The sequence below is a fragment of the Psychrobacter sp. ANT_WB68 genome (assembly GCF_008369115.1).
Classification (GTDB): Bacteria; Pseudomonadota; Gammaproteobacteria; order Pseudomonadales; family Moraxellaceae; genus Psychrobacter.
The window spans coordinates 61,794-84,722 of record NZ_VOAZ01000001.1; the positions used below are offsets into that span (position 1 = coordinate 61,794).

The window sequence follows — 22,929 nt, forward strand, 5'->3', positions numbered from 1 at the left end:
GCTCAATTATAGTTTCTTAGTTATAAAGCTGCATAACCGCTTTAGATAGTTAAAGTCGGTTATGCAGCTTTAGCGTTATATTCAAAAAATACCGTGCTAATTATCTCTAGTAAGGTCCACGGATTTTATTTTTTGCCTCTAGCTTATCCTTAGCAGTTTGTTCTTTCACTTTTTCGATTTGAAATAAGAAAGTACGGTTTTTGAGGACGGCGACAAACACCACGCCGCCGACGGTATTGCCTACCAGCACCACAGCTAAAAATAGCAAATAACGCCCCAAGCTGACAGTATTGCCATAGAGCAAGGCTGAAAATACCTCGATATTGCCCACGATACTATGATGCAAACCTAAAAAGCCAATACTGCCAGTAATGATGGTGACTAAGACGATGCGGCTAAGGGTATCGCGTGCTGAGGTCACAAGCCACGCGGTAATACCCATCATCCAACCTGCCAAGATGGCACTGCCAAATATCACCCACCATCTAAACCCTAAGATATGCTCGGCATAAGTGTCAATATCGCTGACGCTAAATAGCTGCATATTTAAACCTAAGCCAATCATTAACGCCGCAAATAAACAGCCGCCAACGACGTTACCTACAATGACGATGCCCCAAAGGCGTAGCAGCTTATTGAGCGGTTCGATTTTGTTGAGGACAGGTAAGCTTAAAAGCGAGGTTTGTTCGGTAAATAACAGCGACTGACCGATGACGACGATGATAAAGCCAATCGGATAAAGTAGGGAGGCGAGCACAACGGCGTAATGGCTCGGGAGCACGCCATTCAAAAGCGCGAAAGCCGATAAAATCATAAAGAAGCTGATGCCAATCTCAAGTCCAGCGGTAAAAGCACTGGTAAATAGCGAGCCAAGCGAGCGCTCAAAAGTTTCTCTGGCATCCATAACTTGCTCAACCAGTATACTGGCATAGCTTTTTGCCTGACTCAAATTGTCATCGTTGGCGACTTTTTTGATGGTTTCTTTGTCTGCTTCGCTAATATCTTCAGAGAAATCTTCGTCCTTTAAGTTTTCTGTCACCTCAGTGTCGTCTGTCATATCAGTGTCGTTAGCGTCTTTATCTTCAGCATTAGATTGTTGATGAACGCTATAATCAGTCAAGTGCTTATCGTCTATTTTATCAGCTTCAGAGTGGCTGCTATTGTTATAGGTGTGCTCGGTATCTTGGGACACGGTCAGCTCGCTGTTTATGAGATAGTGATTTTAGGATAAAGACGTCATATATAGGCTATGCGATTATTATATGTTATAGCATGATCCATATTTTATAATACGACTAGGATTTATTTTGTTGGAAATTCAGCCGATCGGGGTTGTTTATTGGTGTTGATGGTTATTAACAGGACAATGACGCACTACAAGCCTGATAAATTACCTTAGCATCTAACAAAATATGACTATCTGCGTTAAAATCACTCTATTAATTATTTTCCTTATTCTCAACGTATTTGTTTGACCACATTCATTTTTAATAAAAGACCATTCTATTATGAGTACTCCTAATACCCCTGACAATACCAAGACCAACCTGACCGAATCTATTCAAGCCGCCTTAAGCCAATTAGAGAACGCCTACAACCCTGCCGAAGTCGAAGCGGGCATGTATCAAGGCTGGGAAGATAGCGGTTATTTTAAGCCAAGCTTTGATAAAGACGAGTCGTTTTCTATCGCGCTACCACCACCGAACGTCACTGGTTCGCTGCATATGGGTCATGGCTTTAACAATGCCATTATGGATGCGCTAACGCGTTATCACCGTATGGATGGTGACAATACGTTGTGGCAACCGGGTACCGATCATGCGGGTATTGCCACGCAGATGGTGGTTGAGCGTCGTCTAGAAGCTGAAGGTATCAAGCGCCGCGATATGACTCGTGAAGACTTTATCGATAAAGTGTGGGAGTGGAAAGAAGAGTCGGGTGACAATATTACCCGTCAGATTCGCCGTTTGGGCAGCTCGGTCGATTGGTCGCGTGAACGTTTTACCATGGATGACGGATTGTCTAATGCGGTAAAAGAAGTGTTCGTGCGTCTGTTTGATGACGGCTTAATTTATCGTGGTAAGCGCTTAGTCAATTGGGATCCTAAATTCCAAACCGCGCTCTCTGATTTAGAAGTTGAAAACGTTGATGAAAAAGGCAGCTTGTGGCATTTCCGCTATCATTTCACTGATAAAGAGCTGCTGACTCAAGAGGGCAAAAACTATCTGGTCGTCGCTACCACGCGTCCTGAGACTTTGCTTGGTGATACTGCTGTTGCAGTCAATCCGAGCGATGAGCGTTATGCACACTTGGTCGGAAAAACCATTACCTTGCCAATTACGGGTCGAGTGGTCCCTATCGTTGCCGATGATTATGTCGAAAAAGAATTTGGTACTGGCTGTGTAAAGATCACGCCAGCCCATGATTTTAACGATTATGAACTCGGTCGTCGTCATAACTTGCCATTGATTAATATCCTTGATGAGCGCGCCAATATCTTACCTGTGATGGAAGTTTATCCTGACCTACAAACGCGTGAGCCAACACTAGAGACCACGCCAAGTGAATATGCTGGACTAGAGCGTTTTGCGGCGCGTAAATTCCTTGTTGAGCAAGCAGGTGAGCAAGGCTGGCTAGAAGATATCGAAGACTACGCGCTAAAAGCTCCGCGCGCTGAGCGTGGCGGTACCATTGTTGAGCCATGGCTGACCGATCAATGGTATGTGGCCGTAAACAAGCTTGCTAAGCCGGCGATTGAAGCGGTAGAAGATGGTCGTATTGAGTTCGTTCCGGCTCAATATAAAAACATGTATATGTCGTGGATGACGGATCTACAAGATTGGTGTATCAGCCGTCAGCTATGGTGGGGACATCGTATCCCTGCATGGTACGACGACGCGACTGGCGAGATTTATGTTGCCCGTGATGAAGCCGAAGTACGCACTAAGTACAATCTAAGCGATGACATAAAATTACGCCAAGACGATGACGTCCTTGATACATGGTTTAGCTCGGGTCTTTGGACGTTTAGTACCCTTGATTGGGCTGACGTCAATGCTGACCCACGCGTGCTTGAAACCTTTCACCCGACCAGCGTCTTGGTCACCGGTTTTGACATTATCTTCTTTTGGGTCGCGCGCATGATTATGATGACCATGCACTTCGTGAAAAACGAAGATGGCACGCCGCAAGTACCGTTTAAGACCGTTTATGTGCATGGTCTGGTACGTGATGGTAATGGTCAGAAGATGTCTAAATCTAAAGGTAACGTCTTAGATCCTATTGACCTCATCGATGGTATCGATCTTGAAGCGCTGGTAGAAAAACGTACCAGCAATATGATGAACCCAAAAGACGCGGCGAAAATTGAAAAGCAAACCCGTAAAGAGTTCCCAGAAGGTATTCCAGCCTTTGGCACCGATGCGCTGCGCTTTACCTTTACCTCCCTTGCCAGTACCGGTCGCGATATCAACTTTGATCTAAAACGTGTCGAAGGCTATCGTAACTTCTGTAATAAAATTTGGAACGCCAGTCGCTTTGTATTGATGAACTGTGTCGATAAAGAAGGTAATGCGCAAGCGATTGACCAAGCGGCCAACGTGGATGTTTGGGAATTACCAGAAAAGTGGATCATGAGTCGTCTAAACTCGACGATTAGTAATATCCATCAGCATTTTACCCAGTATCGCCTCGATATGGTTAGTCATGATATCTATGAGTTTATCTGGAATGAATACTGTGATTGGTATGTTGAGCTTGCCAAAGCCAGCCTCAATGATGACTCGGTATCAAGCGAGCGTAAAGCGCAAATCCGCTATGTATTACTACATGTACTTGAAACCGCGCTACGCTTTAGCCATCCAATCATGCCGTATCTGACCGAACAAATCTGGCAGACGGTTGCGCCGCTATTGGGTTGTAAAAACACTGACAGCATTGTCGTTGCTGACTATCCACAAACTGATACTGCGCAAATCAGTGAGCAAACTGAAGCCGATATGGCGTGGCTACAGGAGCTCATCGCGAGCGTGCGTAATATCCGTGGTGAGATGAAGCTTGGTAATGCGGTACGCTTGCCAGTCCTACTACAAAATATCTCTGCTGATGAAGATGCGCGTCTATCGCGTATCAAGAATCAGTTTAAGGCGCTTGCCAAAGTTGAGAGCCTAGAGATACTAAAAGAAGGTGATGAAGTGCCATTATCATCATCAAGTATGGTCGGTCAGCTACGTGTACTTGTGCCGATGAAAGGGCTGATTGATCCAACTGCTGAGCTGGCGCGTTTAGGCAAGTCATATGATAAGTTGAAAGGTCAAGCGGAAGGTATCGCGCGCAAGCTAGGTAATGAAGGCTTTGTCAGTAAAGCACCTGCGGAAGTAGTAGAAGCAGAGAAAGCTAAACTGTCTGAACTAGAAGGGCAGTTAACAGCGATGACAGCGCAGATGGAAGAGTTGAAGGCGTTGTAGATTTTAGCTAATATTGGATATGAAGAAGCCACCTAATTAGGTGGCTTTTTTCATTTTTCTAAAAATAAGTTTACTATAAGCCATATTGATATATTATTAGTTAAATGAAGTTTAATTTGAAAGAGGAGTTTTACTATGGACGAGTCATACTATAGTAGGTTTGTAAGATTGCATGAGACAGACAGTAGTATTGAAGCAAATGAATATCTTGAGTGCGAATGGGTTCTATTAAATGTGGTTAAAACACAAGTTGCTGAGGAAAGTTGGAACACGTATTACGTTCCTGGGTGGAATAAATGTATTGAAGACATAAAGAGAGGAAGATGTTACGAAGAAAGGATTAAAGAAGAGTTTGAGAAGAAATATGGGCAGAGTCCGGAAAGTATTTTAGTAAATGAAAGTGGCGATGATTTATTTTGATTTATACAGTTAAAGGTAGGTTGGCGTAAATGAGAGCAGGGCTAATGTACCAGTAATGAAGCTGCCACTCTAAAAGATTTAAATGAGATGACAGGTGGAATGATTGATAATTGTAGCTTTTTCGAGCTTGATGATTTAAATGATGTTAGCGAAAAGTCTTTTTATGAGAGTATGCTAGAAGAGTTCCCAAGCTGGCTGAATGAAGCCTGTAAGATTGGATTGATAACATCATAAATGGGGAGTAACCGCCATGTTCACCATGAAAACATCAACCGCCAAAGCTTTCGTCTTAAGTGCCTTGTTGTTAAGCTTAAGCGCTTGCGTCCTTGTCTCACCACCGACCAATGAAGACACCTTAACAGACGCCGATCTTATTAGAGCCGCTGAGCAAAAAGAATCCGCACCAACCGAAGGCGCGCAGCAATGGGTGATTGGTTATCACCATGGTATCGCAGTCGTCAAATCCTTCCAGTGCTCAGACCTGTGTCCGCAAAATACTTTACGCGTGATTTATTATGATGTGCCCAATGATGCCACTTGCGAAAGTATCGGCGGCGTGACTAAATCCATATTAGTACCAATCGCTATCACCGTAATGTCAAAAGACTATTGCTTCCCTAAAGTAATTGCAAAATATTGGGGTAGTGATGCACAGTAGGTAGAGTGGTTAAGCGCCTACAAATCATCTTCAATATTTACAGCACAGCTTCTAATATGATAAATAAAAGCCGCTTGAGCTGAACCGTAAGCGGCTTTTATTATGCCGAAAATTAATCATAAACACCTAATCGCCAAACCCAGCATCGACCGATGCCGCTACAATAAATCCGTTTATTAGCATATTTTTTTACAAATAAAAGTAATAGGGCTGCTAATATGAATATACAAGCATTAATACTTATAAAATTTGGGACTGTATAAGAAGGTAAGTATAAAAAGTGAAATAAACAGAAAATATTCTATCGAATCTTGTAGTACACAAGGTGTCTTTAAAAATCTGGCACCAGGTTTAGGGGTAATGACTATGATAAAGATAAATATGTATGTCATTTTTTGGGTCGCCCTGTCGTTTTTTACCTTCCTTATTGCGATGAGTAATATAAAAGGTTATAGGTTAATCCGTGATAACGGCGCTATGCCAAAAGCACTCAGTAGTGATAGGCTTGATATTGAGTCCAGTTTTTATAGAGCTGATGCAACGTGGCATGACATCATATTTTTTCACGCGTCTGCATCAGGTGTGGCTATCGTACTATTGGTTTTAATTATCAAGGGCGAGGCGCTGTTCCCTGGAACCGTTGTCTTTTTTGGTGCGCTATCTTCCATTGCCATATTCACCATTAGCATGGTACTTCTTTTACTAGCATTTTATTTCTATACCATCTCTATTTTGAAACTTGGCAATACCTTAGCTAGCATGCAGATCAATGGCAAAGATATCAAAACACTGTACGCGATTATGTCAGTCTTTGGCTATTTTTTGATATTTGCGTTACTGGCATTGATATTGGTCTAGAACTAAAAATAAAACCTATCTATCGAGAATGTTTTGTATAGTAAATAAGAGCCGCTCACCATCTAAATTGTGAGCGGTTTTTTTATCTTATTCATTGGATTTAAGACCAAGATGGTAGCTATTCAACATATAGTGAGATATAGATTTTATTGGTTCTAACATTGATAGTAACTGTCACGCTAAAGATCATAATTCTAAAGTACCTCATTATCTTCATTTACCTAACTGCTAAACAAGCTACGTATCCGTAGCAAAACCGTGCAAAATCAGTCTTGAACTAGATTATCAACTTCTTTATCTTTGATAACTTATATAGGTAGTCCCTACCTAATGACCTAATAGCTAACAATGACTGATAAAACTCCCATGACTCAAGCAAAAAAAGCTTTTTATTATCGACCTAAAACCAATCAACATAACAATCCAACCGTGCGTTGGACGTTTTTGATACTGGGTTGGGTGTTTTTTGTATTGGGTATCATCGGTATTTTGTTACCAGTGATGCCGACCGCGCCTTTTATCTTATTGGCGGCGGGTTGCTGGGCGCGTAGCTCACGACGCTTTCACTTTTGGCTGATTAATCATAAATACTTTGGTAAATATGTTCGTGATTGGGAAGATCGCCGCGCTGTACCGCTGTATGCGAAGTGGTTGGCAACCATAATGATGACAATATCGACAACAATGTTGTTTTTTAATATTCCCGCCGATATGATGTGGGTGGCATGGCTGGTAGCCGTTGTCTGCATTGGGGTAGCGATATTTTTGTTTCGCTTACCAAATGCTTAAAAATAGGGTGAATAAGGCCAAAAAAGCGTTAGTATTTACTCTTGGTTACACGAATGATGAGATAAGGCTTGCGATACTAGGATGTTCCCCTTATAATACGACCAAGCTTAAGAGCAGTTCTGCACCAAATCATTACCTCGTAGTATTAGTTATAATCCTTCGTTTTAATATTTATCGTTCAGTAGCTATTTGCAAGCGTTACCGGTCACTAGACCATTAATAAATTAAAAAGTAGGATTATATTATGTCAGATACTCAAAAAGGTACAGTTAAGTGGTTCAACGAAGCTAAAGGCTTTGGTTTTATCGCTCCAGAAACTGGCGCAGACGTTTTTGCTCATTACAGCGAAATCACTGGTTCAGGCTTCAAAACTTTAGCTGAAGGCCAAGAAGTTGAGTTCACTGTAACTCAAGGTCAAAAAGGTCCACAAGCTCATAACATCGTTGCTATCTAATTTGTCTTTATAGACACTTAGAGCAAGATGAAAAAAAAACGAACCTTCGGGTTCGTTTTTTTTCGTCTGCGATTTGAACTGTCTATAAAAATGCCTACGTACTATGGTGATAGTCGTAGGCATTTTTTTATATAACGAGCATTATGTCAGGTCATTAAATAGATTAGAGATTGATTAGAGAAAACTGATGCCGACATTGATAAGACCGCCACCAGCGATTAACCAAACAAACATAATTGCGCCTAGGATGAGGGGTTTGACACCAGCTTGTTTGATGGCGCTAATATGAGTGGTCAGACCAAGGGCAAACATTGCCATGGTGAGTAGGATATCATCAAACAAAACCATGCTACGCTCGAAGCTCTCAGTCATCGGTACCCAAGTATGTAACAAGACGATTAAGATAAAAACAAAGGCAAACCATGGTACTTTAACTTCTTTGATACGACTCATAAATGAAGCGGTTTCACCATTTTCGCTATTACCTTTGGTCAAAGCAAAAGACAGTACCAATAAGAACGGGGCAAGCATCATGACCCGTATCATTTTGGTGACCACTGCAGTGTCGCCAACTTCTGGACTGACAGTATTGCCAGCGACCACGACTTGTGCCACTTCATGAATGGTTGAGCCAGTATAGACACCATAATCTTGTGCGCTAAGCCACGGCTGTAACCAACCAAGATGATAGAGAAAGGGATACAGTACCATCGCGATGGTGCCAAATACGACGACCGTTGCGACCGCGATGGTGACTTTGTGCGCTTCTGCTTTAACAATTGGATCGGCAGCGATGACAGCTGCTGCTCCGCAAATACTGGCACCTGAGCCTATCAATATCGTTGTCTGTTTATCAACTTTTAATAGTTTGGTACCAATCCAATAGGTTAGAAGAAAGGTCGATGTGAGCACTAATGCATCGCTCATCACTGCTGGCAGACCAACACTCGCTACTTGAGTTAAGGTTAATTTAAAACCATAAAACATAATGGCGAGTCTTAAAATCTGCCCTTTAGCAAAACAGACACCATCATTCAAGCGCTCAACGACATTGGTATAGAGCGTATTGCCAAGTATCATACCGATTAAAATTGCCAATGTGAGCGATGACAGTCCCACGATGCGCCCGTTTGTCCAGATGTTCAAACTGCTATTCAGCCATAAACAAAATAAGCTCCCAATCAGCACGATGACAAGCCCTGCGAGATGGCGTCTGCGTGGAAAATAGCTATTTATTGACTGCATGAAAGCGTTCATGACCGACTTTCCTATTAATAGGGTTGTTTTTGGTATTGCTAATCTTTATAACCCTGCTATTTTCGTTAATCACAAATAGCATAAGCTTATGACTGGACATTATAAGTCAGTGTTATTTATAATAAAAATAGATTAATAAGATAGAAGCTATCGGATTTGTAGGTTAGTAAATTGGTTTGGGGGGTTGGTAAAAACCTAATATCAGAAGACAGTTTTGAGCCGTTATGAGAAGTTTATTAAATACGGACAGATGGGATAAAGATCATCATGAAAAAAGCTGTACAGACTGTACCGAAGATTACGCTGCGGCAACTGGCAGTATTTGTCAGCATCTATCAAACAGGCAGCACTAGCCGTGCCAGTGAAGCGCTGCATTTGTCGCAATCAGCGGTCAGTAGTGCGCTGACAGAACTGGAGTCAAGGTTGCAGATGCCATTGTTTGAGCGCGTCGGGCGCAGCCTCAATCAGCATCCCAATGCCCATCCTATTTATGTGCAAGCACAAGCGATTTTGGGGCAAGCATTGACCCTTGAGTATTATCATAAATCGCAAGTAGGGCAAATTCATATCGGTGCCAGCACCACCATTGGCAATTATGTATTGCCACCGCTGCTCGCGAAGCTATATGCGGCGCTACCGGATGCCCATATCGACATGTATATTGCTAATACCCAAGAAGTGGTCAGCGAGGTTGAACAATTAAATATTGATATTGCTTTAGTAGAAGGCATGCCGCGACCGACAGATATGAAGGTGATTGAGCAGCGTGTTTGGCGGACAGATACCTTGATGGTGTTTGCTAAGTACAACAGTAAATGGTTGACAGACATGGTATATAACGATCAGGATCATTGTTATGAGCTGAACACGGAACAGCTGTCCAAACTACCGCTATTGGTACGAGAAACAGGCTCTGGTACGCGGCAAATTATCGATGAGCAATTATTGCAGCATCTGCCTCATGCTGAGGTAATTATGGCGATTCAGCAGTCGGAAGCCATTAAGCATATGGTGAGTGAAGATATCGGACTTGGTTGTTTATCGCAACATGTCATTGAGGCTGAGCTGGCAGCAGGAAAATTGGTACAGGTAAAAGTGGCAGGTATAGATTTGTCACGAACTTGGTGGTTGGTGTGGCATAAAGCCCGTCATCAAAGCCCTATTTGGCAAAGCTTTATTGATATTTTAACTGAAGTTTGACCATCACTTCTTCGCAAAAAAAGCTGCTCAAAACTTGCTAATAAAAAGCGTCCCATAGTAAGGTCTATGGGACGCTTTATAAAATGCTATATCTAGTAGGTAATACAAACGGCTAAAGTTAAGCAGTTAATCTTAGGTGTCTTTTAATGAAATATTCTTTATTTAAAGATGGCCACTTATTTATTAACCGGCTTATCCAGTCTCACCACTAAGCTGTCGCAAGGTACATTTGGCAGGATATTATCAGCCGTCGCACCGCTGAGCCAAGCTGCAATACCATGACGTTCATGACGACCAATGACCAGTAGGTCAACTTTATGCTTGTGGCAGTAGTTGACGATACCTTCACTGCTAGAGATGGCAGTAGTCACTTCAGAATTTACCGCATGCAAGTCGTTACGGTCTAAAAACTGTGCCAACTTGGCGCGCGCTTCTTGGCAGCGTTCATCGTCAATTTCATCATATAAGCTTGAGGCAGGCACCAGCTCATAGCCGAAGCCAACCATAGTATCTTTAACGATATGAAGGACCGATAGTTTGGCGTTAGGACGATTTTCGACGATGCGTTTGGCTTTTTGGGCGACCACATCAGCGTCAGAAAGTAAGTCGGTGACCAGTAGTATATGTTCGTAACTCATAGCGTCTTCCTCGTGTCAGATAGTATTTACTATAGCACTCCTACCGAGCGCTGTTAAGTGGTGCTAGGCTATCTTTGTCTATATATCATAGGGATATTTGTTACGCATAAAAGTATCTTTTTAGCAAATGCTCCTCCTACCTCGTTATTTTGGTACTGGCTCATCAAGTTGCACTACAAGACGATCGCAAGGCACGTTTGAAAAGATACTGTCAGCGGCTCGCTGAACCAATCAAGCGGCGATACTGCGGCACTCAGAGCATCCGATAATCAGTAAATCGGCTTCTTTTTCACGGCAATAATTGACGATGCCTTTGCAAGCAAGGGAAATTTATAGCAGCAGTATGTGCATATCAATGTATTAATTTTATCTCGTACTGACTATTATAGTTAGTCCCTCATTTGTCTTTAATAATAGCAGTGTGGACTGCCTTTGTTAAGGGTTAAATCCATTATTTAACTATGGGTATATCTTCATACAACTTTTGAAGCTTTCATCTATAAATTTTATTCGGTTATAGGCGATTACCGTATTGCTGGCTTGACTTATTAAGGGGTCAGCCCCATCTATTAGCGCTAGAGACATTGTTTTTTATTTATCGAAATTTTTATTGATCAATAGCTACTGATTAAAACTTAAAGAACAAACAAGCAAAGCCGCTGTATTATTTAAGGCTATTTTCTTAATCGATATCTTTAGAGCGAATGTTAAGAGCAAATTCTTTAACAGCAGTCTCAGCGCTGCTATCTATTATTCTGATTATCATTTCTATAAAGACAATTTCACCATTTTATTAACCCTGTAACTCAGGGCACCCTATACATTATAAGCAATAAGGATAACTATGACTGACACGCCATTTACTGCGGATTTAACGCTACATCCAGCGTTTGAGCTGATTGAGCATCGCCATATTGAGGCGCTATCGATGGATGTGCTGATCAGTCAGCATGTTAAGACGGGGGCAATGCATTATCACTTAGCGCACCCAAGTGACGAAAATGCTTTTTTGGTGGGCTTTCGCACTCAGCCAATGGATTCAAAAGGTGAAGCGCATATTTTAGAGCATGTGGCTTTGTGTGGCTCTGAGAAGTTCCCCGTCCGTGACCCGTTTTTCTCAATGATTAAACGTTCGCTCAATACTTTTATGAATGCGATGACCGCTGCCGATTGGACGGCGTATCCGTATGCTACGCAAAATAAAAATGATTATTTTAACTTGTTGGCAGTTTATCTTGATGCATCATTTTTCCCCAATATTCATCCGCTCGATTTTGCCCAAGAAGGTATCCGCGTAGAATTAGACGAAAATGATAAGCCGCAGTTTAAAGGTATCGTCTTTAATGAGATGAAAGGCGCGATGAGTGGCGAGATTGACCAGCTATACCATACGGTTGCCCATCATTTATTCCCCACGACGACGTATCATTATAATTCAGGCGGCGATCCTGCCGATATTCCTGACTTGACCCATCATGAGTTGGTTGAATTCCATCAAAGCCATTATCACCCATCGAACAGCGTGATCATGAGCTTTGGTAATATTCCTGTTGCTGAAACTCAAGCGAAAATCCATGACGATGCCTTAATTCAGTTTGAAGCAGGTAAAAAACACGTCTCACGCCCAGAAAAACGCCTGTCTGCGCCGATTAGCGCTGTTGATACTTATACGGCTGACGAAGCGGGTCCTGACCAAACCCATCATGTGGTTGCGTGGTTATTGCCGTCAATTACCGATCCAAAGCAGCGTTTAGCCTTGCGTCTATTAGAAGGGGTATTGGTTGAGCATGCTGGCTCACCGCTGCGTGCGTATTTGGACAGCCATCCACTCGGCAAAGCACCAAGCCCGCTATTGGGACTTGATGACAGTCATTATGAAATGGTGTTTTATACTGGATTACGTGGCTCTAATCCTGAGCATGCCGAAGCGGTAGAGCAGGGCATTATTGATTTGCTTAAAGAGGTTGCTAGCAAACCGATTGATGATGAAACCATTGAAACTATCTTGCATCAGATCGAGATAGATCAGCGCCATATCGGTGGCGATAGTATGCCGTATGGTCTAAATCTAATGTTAGAAGGCTTTAGTACTGCGATTCATGATGGCAACCCTATCGATGTCTGGGAAGTTGATGAGCATCTACAATGGCTACGTGAGCAAGTAAAAGATGAGCAGTGGCTACCAAATTTAATTAGGCAGCACTTGTTAGACAATCAGCACCGTGTGCGCGTCACAATGACGCCAGACAGTGAAAAAACAGCGCGCCTTGCAGCTGCTGAGCAGACGCGTCTCGACACCATCGAGATGGATTTGACTGCTGATGACAAAGCTATCTTAAAACAACAAGCATTAGATTTGGCAGCGCGCCAAGCGGCACCTGACGATTTAAGCTTGTTACCAAAAGTTGGTCTAGAAGATGTACCAACGGATATCAGCTTTAAAGAAGGTAAGCAAAAACGAGTAAATTTGAGTGGGCAAGACAGCATCTTATTTGAATATGAAGCAGGCACCAACGGCTTGTATTATTATCAAGTGATTGTGCCATTAACCGATGCGATTGGTAATGAAGATACAAGCGAGCTACCAGTCAATGAGGTGATTAATCATCCGTTGTTGCCTATCTATTTAAGCTTATTGTCTGAGCTAGGTACCGATTCGCTAAGCGCTCATGAAATGCAGGCCAAGCAAGCGGCGCATTCATCTGGGGTGACGGCTCGTATCAGCCAGCGTACCAATATCGATGATAGCCAAGCGATTAGCAGCTACTTTGTGGTGGCAACGCGCGCACTCAATCGCAAGCCTGAAGCGATTGATTTACTGAAAGAAGTCATGGAGCATAGCGTCTTTAGCGAACATGACCGTATCAAAGAAATCTTGCAGCAGCGCCAAGCCGGTTGGCAATCAAATCTTGCGGGCTCAGGTCATTCCTATGCCATGCAAACCGCCAGTCGTGGTATGAGTCGTCAAGCGCAGCTAGAATATGTACGTAGCGGTCTGCCAGCATTGAATGCGCTAAAAGACTTTTTAACCCATGCCAGTACGGATGATGCGCAGTGGGATAAATTAGCAACCAGTTTGATGGATTTACATCAACGTTTAATCAGCTTGCCTAAGCATGCCGTTATTATCTGTGAGGCGGAGCAAACCGAACGCTTAAGTAACTTAATTGTGGATAGCTGGAAAGACAGCCAAGCGCCAAAGATTGCAGAACAGTTAAACAACTCTGATGCAGGCATTGAAGACAATATCCCAAGTGATTTTGCTGAGTTGCAACTTGATGCAGCATTAAATGGTGAAAATACGGCTGTAACAGAAGAAGTAGCCGTTGAAGACTTGGCATGGTTGGTACCGACCAATGTGTATCACAATGCCAGTGCTTATACTGTCCCAGCGGCTGACCACCCCGATACCGCAGCTTTGATGGTATTAGCGCCTTACTTGCGCAACGGCTATTTGCATAGTGCCATTCGTGAGCGCGGCGGTGCTTATGGCGGTGGTGCGGGTTATGATGCCAACGCTTGCGCCTTTAAGTTCTTTAGCTACCGCGATCCGCAGTGCGCTGAGACCTTTGTGCACTTCGATGCCAGTATCGAATGGCTATTGAATGAGCCGCAAACGGATGAGCAATTAGAAGAAGCTATCTTAGGCATTATCTCAGGCATGGATAAGCCGGGTTCTCCAGCAGGGGAGGCGATTAAAGCGTGCTTTGCTGATTTGCATCATCGCGGCGTCGACTGGCAGCGTAAAATGCGTGCGGCAATATTGGCTGTGACAGTTGCTGATTTACAGCGCGTTGCCAAGCAATATCTCCAAGGTCAAAAACACGTGCGTGCCGTATTAGCGCCTTATGATAAAGAAGCAGCGGTTAAAGAGCTTGGCTTTAAAGTGTGTAAGATTAAAAGCTAAAGAGGTCCTATTGATTATAACAACCATCATGGTTGTTATAATTGTATCGAGTGTTATGCACAAAAAAGCCAAGCACCACGCTTGGCTTTTTGCTATTAAATAACTGCCTAATAGCGCTTGATGGCTTGGTCTTTGCCGATGATATCTTGATGAATAGGAAAGTCTTCATGGTTATCGTATTGCTTGCGGTCTACAAAATAGTTTTTTAAAGTACGACGTACCGCTTCAAAGGCAAGCGTATCCCACGGAATATCTTCTTCTGTGAATAAGGCGCAGTCCAAACTTTCAGAACCAATACCATAAGCACCGTCTTTTAGCTCAGTAATATAGATACTATAGATTTGCCCGATATTAGGAATATCATATAAGCAATATAAATGCGGGTTGGTAACAACCGCTTCCGCCTCTTCAAAGCTTTCACGCGCCGCTCCTTCTGCCATGGTTTCGCCATTTTCCATAAAGCCAGCGGGCAGTGTCCATAAGCCATATTGTGGCTCAATCGCACGGCGACATAGTAGCACTCTGTTCTTATGTACGACCAGTGAGCCACAAATTATTTTCGGGTTTTCATAATGAATATAATGACAATTTGGACAGACCAAGCGCGGGACATTATCGGTGGCTGGAATTTTGCGTTCTGCTTCATGACCGCATTGTAGACAATAGCGCATATCAACTGCCTTATATAATGATAAATAGAAATGAGAAAAAGGGTTGTTGTTATTTTAAGAATAATAATGCTTGTTTATGAACGTAGCCTATCAGGTTTTATTTGATAGTAGCCCTTAAGCCTAAGATAGCACAAATTCTCATCGCACTGGCAGTGATAATAAAAACCACTCATTGCTGCATAATTGCTGTCTGCTGCGGTTGCGCTTATGAAGGCGTTGTTAAGCGTAACAGACAAGGCAGCACAATCCAGTCCAGTCACATAAAGTATATGCAGTCGTGGTCAGATTGCGCTAGGCTAGACTCACGATAAATATTGAAATGGTTGCTTACCAATAACGAGGGTAATGGCGACCGCGACCGATATTATTATAAATGAGGGCAACCACCACCAAGGCCAGCGCACCGACCAGAGTAGGGGTGATTAAAAAATGCCATTTTACGCCACCGAGCATCACGATTAATGGATTAGAGCCAGCGGGTGGATGCGGTACGCGCAGCAATAGCATCAGCGCAATAGCTGTACCAACTGCGAGAGATAAGCTCCACCATTCGATGCCGAATAGGGTCAAAAATGATAGGCCAGTAAAAGTGGTGATGAGATGACCGCCGACGATATTTCTGGGCTGCGCAAAGGGGCTCTCGGGATAAGCGAAAATAAGCAAACAGCTGGCACCAAATGAGCCTAAAATCATGGCGACATTTTGCCAATTACCCAGTAGCGCCAGTACGGCAGTGGCAAATGTGCCACCAACCCAAGCAAGGGCAATGATTACTAATGGCAATCTTTGCGGGCAATCATCAATTTTGCCCTGCATCTTATTTAATGAAAAAATCTTATCCACGAGTATTTCCTAAAAACATGTAATTTTTAACATTGATACTTGAGTAGTCAATACTTATATTTGATTGAATGAACCATTAATACTGATAAAAATATAGGGCAATAATAATGTTACTCCCCTCGCAGTCGCTACGTTTTGATGAGTTTTCAGTCGCTGTGCCAGACTTTATTCGTTATCCGACCATTAGAAAGTTGGCTGAACGGGTGCAGCATGAGACGTTAAATGCTGTAAGCAGTCCTGCGCTGTACGACGGCTCTAACACCTCTCGTAGTGCTCGTATTTTAGATAGCTTGTATCAGACACCAATTGCCGATGCCTCGATATTGGTTGCCATTACCCATGAACGCCATCCCAAATTGCTACTGACGCGCCGCGCTGCTGATATGAACAGTCATGCTGGTGAGGTCTCTTGTGCAGGTGGTAAACATGACGCAGGTGATGGCAATAATGTCGTCACTGCCTTGCGTGAAGCTTGCGAAGAAACCGCATTACCACCCAATAAAGTCCAGCTAATTGGTCAACTGCCGATTCAGACGTCCAAAAGTGGTATGAGTGTCCGTCCTATTGTGGCGCTGATTGCTCCCGATTTATTGTTAGTTCCTGAGCCTAGCGAAATCTCGCGTATTTTTTGGGCAGATTTTGAGACCTTGCTGACTCAGCCTACCGTGGAGTATGCGATAGAATATGCGATGCCAGATCAGACTGCGACCATCCTCACACCCAGCTGGAAAGTGGATGGTGAAACGGTTTGGGGCCTGACGGGACGCGTCATTGCCAGTTTGTTAGAAACAGGTTTTGACCGGCAGCTTGAGTGGTATTACCACATACAAAATACGCGTAATTAACACGTTTAGCAGGTGCGTTTATCGGTTGAAAGTTTTAAAGCAGAACCATTCTCTGGTCAAAGCCAAGCACGTCTATTGCGGATTTATTATAGTTATTGGCGACGTCGTTGATAATGGCTTAACATATTCTATTTACTACTAATAATATTCATTATCTATATTTTTTAGGTATGGATTTAGTGATGGATTTTATTTGTTATCAGTGTCATTTGATATGAAAAGACGGTATGTTGAGTAGTTTTTCTCCTTTTACTATTTTGCACTCATCATTCTTTATTTGTAGTATTCATCGTTTTTCTTTAGCCACCAATTCATATTATCTTGGCGTTTGGCACGGAAGGCTTCTAGTTTTTCAGCCACCCTTTGATTGTGTTGGCGTGCCGTGTCGAGGGCAAATAGAATTGGGACTGAAGATAAAACACCAAAGCGAATTTTCGATTTTGGCAAATCCAGCCCATCACCAATATCATCGCCGACCAAGGTACGTGTCACGCTAGCATTAACCATTTCAACGAAACGCCCACGGCGATTGTCTTCGCCCATCAGCTGCCGCGGCAAATCGTGCAGGGCTTTGGCTAATGGCTGTCCCATTTTAAAATCAAGCTGCTGAATCGATAAATAGGTGTAAAGCCACTCCCAACAGGCGGCTTCATCCTTTGGTAAGCGCTCTAAATCAACGCCCATCCAGTAGCTAGCAAGATTCCATAAATGTAGGATGCCTTCAGCTTCTTCGCTGCTGATGCGTGCACCTAGTAGTCGTAACCCGCGCATAATCAACAATGAAAACTGCAAATGGGTGGCAATCATATCGGTTTGATTAATAGGGAGGCCCCAGTAGGCCGTATTCCAGCTGCCATCTGGGTTATGGTGTTGATCGGCATTGGCTATGACGTCTTCCGCTCTATTGCCTTTTCCTTTGAGCAAGTTGCTACGTACCAAGGTATGTATTTGCCGCACCGTGATGGATTGCCGCCAACCTTCAGAGCCAATCGCCAATACCTGCTCGATAGGTTGGCGATTATTACTTGTCTTCATATTCAGTTGAGGATGTTCAGAGACGGCTAGGATATAAGCATAAGTCCGCATCAGGCGCGGTAGGGCATCGTGCATCAATGCGCCCGTTTGAATGAGCGGTAAGGATAAGGCGGGAATACTATAGCCTGCCATTAAGGCGACATTACGCAATAGCCAAATCAGCATCAGTGGATAACGGCGATAAGCGATCGCACCAATTTGTGCAAGTTTCGGATCATACCAAGTAGGGTGCCTACTAAACTGCTCAGTTAAGGCGTTAAATGCAGGGTTATTTGTAAGGTTAGCGTCGATGTTGCTGCCACTACTATTGTCGCTGATGATAAGTTGCTGTAAAGGCTTTGCAAAACGAATACCATCTGCGGCTAACGCATCTGCTAATGGATCACCAATATCGTAGCCAGCAACCATCTCGTTTAATAAATCTTGCGAGATGACAAAGTCTTTTGGCAATAAATAACGTTTAATGCGTTTTAAGACTTGTAGGTCACTATGGTCGTCAATCGCCGTCGTACGCCCATGCCGTTGATAAGAGTCAGGCGCTTGATGAGGGGTAGTATCTCTCTGAGCACTGGCGGCATTGGTTTTGGCGATTTTTTTAGAGATATCGATGGAATTCATGTTTATAAGCACTCTTTAGCAATTGGTTTTTATTGGCCAGTTTTAAGCGCTTTGAGCGACGATTTGAGCAACCTAGTCATAAGTCGCTCAATGAGTCATTATGAATGATGGGTTAAGTCCACGGAGGTATTATTGACATCGTCTTTCAAGGTCGCTTTAAGCATCAGATAGCCGGCAATACCAGAAACGATTGAACCCATAATGATGCCCAAACGCTCATCAAATAATGGTGTGGCGCCGCCAAATGCAAGGCCACCGATAAATAAACTCATGGTAAAACCAACACCACAAAGTAAGGCCGCGCCATAGATTTGTTTAAAAGTCATCCCTTTTGGCATGGTAGAAATACCCAGCTTAAAAATTAACCAGCACATTATCATCACCCCCATTTGTTTGCCGATAAACAGTCCAGCGGCAATACCAAGTGGCACCGAATGAAATAGTTCAGCAAAGCCTGCCCCTTTGAGCGATATACCAGCATTGGCAAAGGCAAATAATGGCAGGATACCGTAAGAGACGGTGTTTTGTAGGTCGTGCTCGAGCTCTTCAAGTGGGGAATGCTCAGGATCAGTACGATCGAATAAAGGAATAAATAAGGCGAGTACCACCCCAGCTAACGTCGCATGAATGCCGGATTTGAGCACGGCAATCCACATAATGACCCCAATCAGTATGTAAGGGGTGATACTCGTAACGTTACGGCGATTGAGCAAATATAAGAATGGCAGGCACAAAGCGGCGATAGCCAGTGATCCAAGTGACAAGTCGCTGGTATAAAATAAAGCGATGATTAAAATAGCGCCAATATCATCGAAAATAGCAATAGATACCAAAAAGACTTTTAATGAATTTGGCACACGATTGCCAAGTAGGCTTAAAATGCCAAGGGCAAAGGCAATATCGGTCGCCGCAGGAATCGCCCAACCTTTCCAAAATTCAGGCTCATTATAGTTAAAAAGCAGATAGACGATAGCCGGCATAATCATCCCGCCCAATGCCGCGCCAGCCGGTAAAATAATTTGCTTGACGTTGGAGAGTTCGCCGATAAGCACTTCACGCTTAAGCTCGAGACCGACTAAAAAAAAGAACACCGCCATCAGACCATCATTGATCCAATGGTGTGCGTCTTTTGCAATCGCAAAGCTGCCGATTTGAATGGCGACGGGCGCATGAATAAACGATTCATACCAAGTGTTAAGAGGAGTGTTGGCAATAATCATTGCCGCGATAGCTGCCAGCGCTAAGACAATGCCGCCTGACGCCTCGAGGTTAAAAAATGCTTTGATTCTTTGTATTGCCATATCATCCTCATTGACTAAATAAAACGTGCTAAATTATTCAAGAACTTCAAGTGCCTATGGTTATTTGGTTATTGGGTTTGCTTCGTTCTGCTGAGCTTTATTATGCTTGGGTATGATTTGCTTAAGTTTACTGAGCGTAGTGAAGCGATAGTCCATCATCAATACTGATATAGCTTGATGTAACAAATAGGTGGCTCTAGTTTCTCATAATCTCATTCATATAGACAATTAAATACGTTAACGGTTTCATGCTTCTTACTTGAAGGCTTTATGATGGTTAAAACAGAGACTGGTAAAAAAGCTGATATGACAAATCTAGCAGACTTTGCTAGGTTTTTGGCTTTTTTTACTTTTTTATCTCTATAATGAGCGCCTTTAAGCAAATCCTACTTTCAGTTTTAGGGCTGATGACATGCGGTTAAGCAAAAAATAACTACTAAAATGAAAGTCTTTAATATACAAGTTATTAAGATAAAGGTGATGACAGTAGTCATGATTTCATCAGTTGTTAAATGCTTAGCCTGATATTCTCAAACGCGCTTTTTTTTTGTGTCATAAATTTTCAAGGTCGGTGTCATGGACTTATCACTCTCTATCGAGATTATTTTAATGCTAACGGCCGTTGCCGCATTGGCAGGATTCATCGATGCCATCGCTGGCGGCGGGGGGCTATTAACCATTCCAGCCATGCTGCTAGCCAATATTCCACCCGTACTAACCTTGGGGACGAATAAATTACAAGCGGCGTCAGGAGCGCTCGCGGCGTCCATTACGATGATTAGAAAAGGTGTCGTCAAACCCAAGAATATAAAAACGGCGATTATCGCGGCTTTTATAGGTTCTGTTCTTGGCACGATTGCCGTCCAGTTATCGCCGCCTGATTTATTAGAAAAACTGATTCCGTTTTTGATTGCGGCGATTGGTATTTATACCTTGTTTGCCCCAAGGTTGGGTGAAGTGGAAGCCGCACCGCGCATCTCAGAAAGCAAGTGGCAAAAAGTAGTGGCGCCCTTGATTGGTTTCTATGATGGTTATATCGGGCCGGGAACGGGGATGTTTTTTGCCTTAGGAAATGTGGCGCTGCGCGGTCGAAAAATTATCGAAGCGACAGGCGCTGCAAAGGTACTTAATTTGTCCACTAATATAGGCTCGTTAATATTCTTTATCTTGGGCGGTAATGTGTTGTGGAAAGTGGGGCTGGCAATGATGGTAGGGCAGACGATAGGTGCTTATTTCGGCTCACATATGGTAGTCAAAGGTGGTAGCAAGCTTATTCGCCCCATGATTGTATTGGTTTGTCTCGCGATGCTAACCAAATATGTGCTCGGCTAATTAATTTTGCTATTAATGTTAAAAATACCATTCACGATAGCAATAAAAAACCTCAGACCAATTGGCTGAGGTTTTTTTGTTATCAATATTTTATAACTGGCTATTTTATACTACAGACACGCCGCGTTTAATTTAGCCCCGTTTAATATCGTCGTATTCACTGCCCATAATACCATCGCTAAAGACTTCAGAAAATTCGCGCTCGCTGTTTTCATCGATATGACCATCGAAAATGTCTTTTGAACCAGCATCAGGGTCATTATAAATCGCGATATCCATTTTGCCTTCTGATTTTGCAACGATAGCAGTCACGGCAGCATCGCCACCGACATTGACGGCAGTACGTAACATATCAAGGATACGATCAACCCCTAATATCAGACCAATGCCTTCAATCGGTAAGCCCACTTGTGCAAATACCATCGATAGCATGATTAAACCAACGCCAGGAACGCCTGCCGTACCGACAGAGGCGAGCACGGACATCAGAATAACGACTAGATAGTCGGTCACACCCAAATCAATACCATAAATATTGGCAATAAAAATGGTCGCGGTTCCCTGCATGATGGCGGTGCCATCCATGTTGATGGTCGCACCAAATGGTACCGTGAACGACGCAACAGAGTTATTGACCCCCATGCGTTTGGTGACCGTACGCAAGGTGATTGGAATCGTCGCGTTCGAGCTTGAGGTGCTAAAAGCGAAGATTTGTACTTCACGCATTTTTGATAAAAAAGTTCTAATCGACAAGCCCGAAGCCAGCTTGAGGATAATCATCATGGTCACAAAGAAATGAAATGCTAGCGAGCCAATCAGTACGGCGACGTAGCCGAGCAATGACCAAATAAGGTCTAAACCGAGCTCAGCCATCGCTTTGGCTAAAAGTGCAAAAACACCGTAAGGAGCAAGGTTCATAATGATGGTCACCATTTTTAAAATGACTTCATTGATAAGCTCCAAGCTTTGTACCAAGCCTTTGGCCGGCTTACCAACCATCAAGATACTGATGCCGATTAAAATAGCAAAGAAGATAATCGATAGCATATCGCCATTTGCCATCGCACTGATGGGATTGGATGGGATAATATTGGAGAATACATCAAGCAGTGGAGGTGCTGATTGCGCCTCAAAAGCCGCATCCGTTCCGATATCCATGCCTTTACCGATACCAAACAGCACACCAAGTCCAATAGCGGTCGCAATGGCAAGCGCCGTTGTCATCATATAGATGAAAAAAGTTTTGGTACCGATACGACCCAGCAAGCGTATATCACCAATGCCACAAACCCCACAGATAAGCGAAATTAGTACCAATGGCACAACGAGCATTTTTAGCGAGTTGACAAATAGCTTACCGATGATGGCAAAAAAACCATTGGTCACATACTCATTAACAAAGCTGCCCTCGGCATTTAAGCCAAAATAGTTTATAAACAAGCCTAGAATGATACCCAGCACCATGGCAACAATAATCTTGCCCGTTAGACCCATATTCTTCCACATAAATTCTACCCTTGGTGTCCGTCATGTACAGAAATAGCTGAAATATTGCACTCTATATGAGTGCAATATCGCTTTCGCTATGACTTTTATGACGTCTATAGATTGGTTATCTGACCATCAAGCCAGATTTT

Annotated in this window: 18 protein-coding genes and 1 pseudogene; 11 read left to right on the forward strand and 8 right to left on the reverse strand. The window is 43.2% G+C overall.

Annotated features, from left to right (window positions below):
• Window positions 1-106: 106 nt before the first annotated feature.
• Complete coding sequence (locus FQ084_RS00235; protein ID WP_149488654.1) at window positions 107-1,192, reverse strand: formate/nitrite transporter family protein; 1,086 nt, start codon at window positions 1,190-1,192, stop codon at window positions 107-109.
• Between the two features lie 316 nt (window positions 1,193-1,508).
• On the opposite strand from FQ084_RS00235, the gene FQ084_RS00240 reads away from it, so the two are divergent.
• The 7 genes and pseudogenes from FQ084_RS00240 (at window position 1,509) to FQ084_RS00270 (ending at window position 7,645) form a co-directional block, all read left to right on the forward strand.
• Window positions 1,509-4,466: a valine--tRNA ligase gene (locus FQ084_RS00240; protein ID WP_149488655.1), complete on the forward strand. Its 2,958-nt coding sequence runs from the start codon at window positions 1,509-1,511 to the stop codon at window positions 4,464-4,466.
• A 135-nt stretch (window positions 4,467-4,601) separates the two neighbouring features.
• On the forward strand, window positions 4,602-4,886 hold the full coding sequence (locus tag FQ084_RS00245; protein ID WP_149488656.1) for a hypothetical protein: 285 nt from the start codon (window positions 4,602-4,604) through the stop codon (window positions 4,884-4,886).
• A gap of 78 nt (window positions 4,887-4,964) precedes the next feature.
• Window positions 4,965-5,120: pseudogene (locus FQ084_RS00250) on the forward strand (VWA domain-containing protein); the annotation flags it as partial.
• A 16-nt stretch (window positions 5,121-5,136) separates the two neighbouring features.
• Window positions 5,137-5,544 (forward strand): hypothetical protein, encoded by a 408-nt coding sequence (locus tag FQ084_RS00255; protein WP_149488658.1) that lies wholly within the window; start codon window positions 5,137-5,139, stop codon window positions 5,542-5,544.
• Between the two features lie 366 nt (window positions 5,545-5,910).
• Window positions 5,911-6,402 (forward strand): hypothetical protein, encoded by a 492-nt coding sequence (locus FQ084_RS00260; RefSeq protein ID WP_149488659.1) that lies wholly within the window; start codon window positions 5,911-5,913, stop codon window positions 6,400-6,402.
• Between the two features lie 366 nt (window positions 6,403-6,768).
• Window positions 6,769-7,191, forward strand: a complete 423-nt coding sequence (locus FQ084_RS00265) for a YbaN family protein (RefSeq protein ID WP_149488660.1) — start codon at window positions 6,769-6,771, stop codon at window positions 7,189-7,191.
• 244 nt (window positions 7,192-7,435) lie between these two features.
• Window positions 7,436-7,645, forward strand: a complete 210-nt coding sequence (locus FQ084_RS00270; protein ID WP_010201661.1) for a cold-shock protein — start codon at window positions 7,436-7,438, stop codon at window positions 7,643-7,645.
• A 174-nt stretch (window positions 7,646-7,819) separates the two neighbouring features.
• Here FQ084_RS00270 and FQ084_RS00275 read toward each other — a convergent pair whose 3' ends face one another.
• Window positions 7,820-8,902: a YeiH family protein gene (locus tag FQ084_RS00275; protein ID WP_149488661.1), complete on the reverse strand. Its 1,083-nt coding sequence runs from the start codon at window positions 8,900-8,902 to the stop codon at window positions 7,820-7,822.
• A 267-nt stretch (window positions 8,903-9,169) separates the two neighbouring features.
• Between FQ084_RS00275 and FQ084_RS00280 the strand changes: the two genes are divergently transcribed.
• Entirely contained in the window at window positions 9,170-10,102 is a 933-nt protein-coding gene (locus tag FQ084_RS00280) for a LysR substrate-binding domain-containing protein (RefSeq protein WP_149488662.1), read from the forward strand.
• A gap of 176 nt (window positions 10,103-10,278) precedes the next feature.
• Here the strand turns inward: FQ084_RS00280 and FQ084_RS00285 are convergent, their stop codons facing one another.
• Window positions 10,279-10,740 (reverse strand): universal stress protein, encoded by a 462-nt coding sequence (locus tag FQ084_RS00285; RefSeq protein ID WP_149488663.1) that lies wholly within the window; start codon window positions 10,738-10,740, stop codon window positions 10,279-10,281.
• 844 nt (window positions 10,741-11,584) lie between these two features.
• On the opposite strand from FQ084_RS00285, the gene FQ084_RS00290 reads away from it, so the two are divergent.
• The gene (locus FQ084_RS00290; RefSeq protein ID WP_149488664.1) at window positions 11,585-14,647 is read left to right on the forward strand and encodes an insulinase family protein; all 3,063 of its coding nucleotides are present in this window, start codon (window positions 11,585-11,587) and stop codon (window positions 14,645-14,647) included.
• A 107-nt stretch (window positions 14,648-14,754) separates the two neighbouring features.
• On the opposite strand, the gene FQ084_RS00295 is transcribed toward FQ084_RS00290, so the two are convergent.
• Together FQ084_RS00295 and FQ084_RS00300 are read right to left on the reverse strand one after the other, a co-directional pair.
• Window positions 14,755-15,318 carry an NUDIX hydrolase gene (locus FQ084_RS00295; RefSeq protein ID WP_149488665.1) on the reverse strand — a complete coding sequence of 188 codons (564 nt, stop codon included), beginning with the start codon at window positions 15,316-15,318 and terminating at the stop codon, window positions 14,755-14,757.
• A gap of 327 nt (window positions 15,319-15,645) precedes the next feature.
• On the reverse strand, window positions 15,646-16,161 hold the full coding sequence (locus FQ084_RS00300; RefSeq protein WP_262880601.1) for an HPP family protein: 516 nt from the start codon (window positions 16,159-16,161) through the stop codon (window positions 15,646-15,648).
• A gap of 107 nt (window positions 16,162-16,268) precedes the next feature.
• On the opposite strand from FQ084_RS00300, the gene FQ084_RS00305 reads away from it, so the two are divergent.
• Window positions 16,269-17,006: an NUDIX hydrolase gene (locus FQ084_RS00305; protein WP_149488666.1), complete on the forward strand. Its 738-nt coding sequence runs from the start codon at window positions 16,269-16,271 to the stop codon at window positions 17,004-17,006.
• Between the two features lie 273 nt (window positions 17,007-17,279).
• Here the strand turns inward: FQ084_RS00305 and FQ084_RS00310 are convergent, their stop codons facing one another.
• A complete protein-coding gene (locus FQ084_RS00310) occupies window positions 17,280-18,659 on the reverse strand; it encodes an oxygenase MpaB family protein (RefSeq protein WP_149488667.1) in 1,380 nt (459 codons plus the stop codon).
• A 98-nt stretch (window positions 18,660-18,757) separates the two neighbouring features.
• Entirely contained in the window at window positions 18,758-19,960 is a 1,203-nt protein-coding gene (gene nhaA, locus FQ084_RS00315) for a Na+/H+ antiporter NhaA (RefSeq protein WP_149488668.1), read from the reverse strand.
• A 576-nt stretch (window positions 19,961-20,536) separates the two neighbouring features.
• Between nhaA and FQ084_RS00320 the strand changes: the two genes are divergently transcribed.
• Window positions 20,537-21,292, forward strand: coding sequence for a TSUP family transporter (locus tag FQ084_RS00320; RefSeq protein WP_149488669.1), 756 nt, complete (start codon window positions 20,537-20,539; stop codon window positions 21,290-21,292).
• A gap of 132 nt (window positions 21,293-21,424) precedes the next feature.
• Here the strand turns inward: FQ084_RS00320 and FQ084_RS00325 are convergent, their stop codons facing one another.
• Window positions 21,425-22,798, reverse strand: coding sequence for a dicarboxylate/amino acid:cation symporter (locus tag FQ084_RS00325; protein WP_149488670.1), 1,374 nt, complete (start codon window positions 22,796-22,798; stop codon window positions 21,425-21,427).
• Window positions 22,799-22,929 lie beyond the last annotated feature (131 nt).

Bases quoted from the DNA above. Each gene is read 5' to 3' on its own strand.
- FQ084_RS00265 (WP_149488660.1), top strand. From the start codon at position 6,769: ATGACTCAAGCAAAAAAAGCTTTTTATTATCGACCTAAAACCAATCAA.
- nhaA (WP_149488668.1), bottom strand. From the start codon at position 19,960: ATGGCAATACAAAGAATCAAAGCATTTTTTAACCTCGAGGCGTCAGGC.
- FQ084_RS00270 (WP_010201661.1), top strand. From the start codon at position 7,436: ATGTCAGATACTCAAAAAGGTACAGTTAAGTGGTTCAACGAAGCTAAA.
- FQ084_RS00275 (WP_149488661.1), bottom strand. From the start codon at position 8,902: ATGAACGCTTTCATGCAGTCAATAAATAGCTATTTTCCACGCAGACGC.
- FQ084_RS00295 (WP_149488665.1), bottom strand. From the start codon at position 15,318: ATGCGCTATTGTCTACAATGCGGTCATGAAGCAGAACGCAAAATTCCA.
- FQ084_RS00240 (WP_149488655.1), top strand. From the start codon at position 1,509: ATGAGTACTCCTAATACCCCTGACAATACCAAGACCAACCTGACCGAA.
- FQ084_RS00260 (WP_149488659.1), top strand. From the start codon at position 5,911: ATGATAAAGATAAATATGTATGTCATTTTTTGGGTCGCCCTGTCGTTT.
- FQ084_RS00310 (WP_149488667.1), bottom strand. From the start codon at position 18,659: ATGAATTCCATCGATATCTCTAAAAAAATCGCCAAAACCAATGCCGCC.
- FQ084_RS00255 (WP_149488658.1), top strand. From the start codon at position 5,137: ATGTTCACCATGAAAACATCAACCGCCAAAGCTTTCGTCTTAAGTGCC.
- FQ084_RS00245 (WP_149488656.1), top strand. From the start codon at position 4,602: ATGGACGAGTCATACTATAGTAGGTTTGTAAGATTGCATGAGACAGAC.
- FQ084_RS00305 (WP_149488666.1), top strand. From the start codon at position 16,269: ATGTTACTCCCCTCGCAGTCGCTACGTTTTGATGAGTTTTCAGTCGCT.
- FQ084_RS00285 (WP_149488663.1), bottom strand. From the start codon at position 10,740: ATGAGTTACGAACATATACTACTGGTCACCGACTTACTTTCTGACGCT.
- FQ084_RS00320 (WP_149488669.1), top strand. From the start codon at position 20,537: ATGGACTTATCACTCTCTATCGAGATTATTTTAATGCTAACGGCCGTT.
- FQ084_RS00280 (WP_149488662.1), top strand. From the start codon at position 9,170: ATGAAAAAAGCTGTACAGACTGTACCGAAGATTACGCTGCGGCAACTG.
- FQ084_RS00290 (WP_149488664.1), top strand. From the start codon at position 11,585: ATGACTGACACGCCATTTACTGCGGATTTAACGCTACATCCAGCGTTT.
- FQ084_RS00325 (WP_149488670.1), bottom strand. From the start codon at position 22,798: ATGTGGAAGAATATGGGTCTAACGGGCAAGATTATTGTTGCCATGGTG.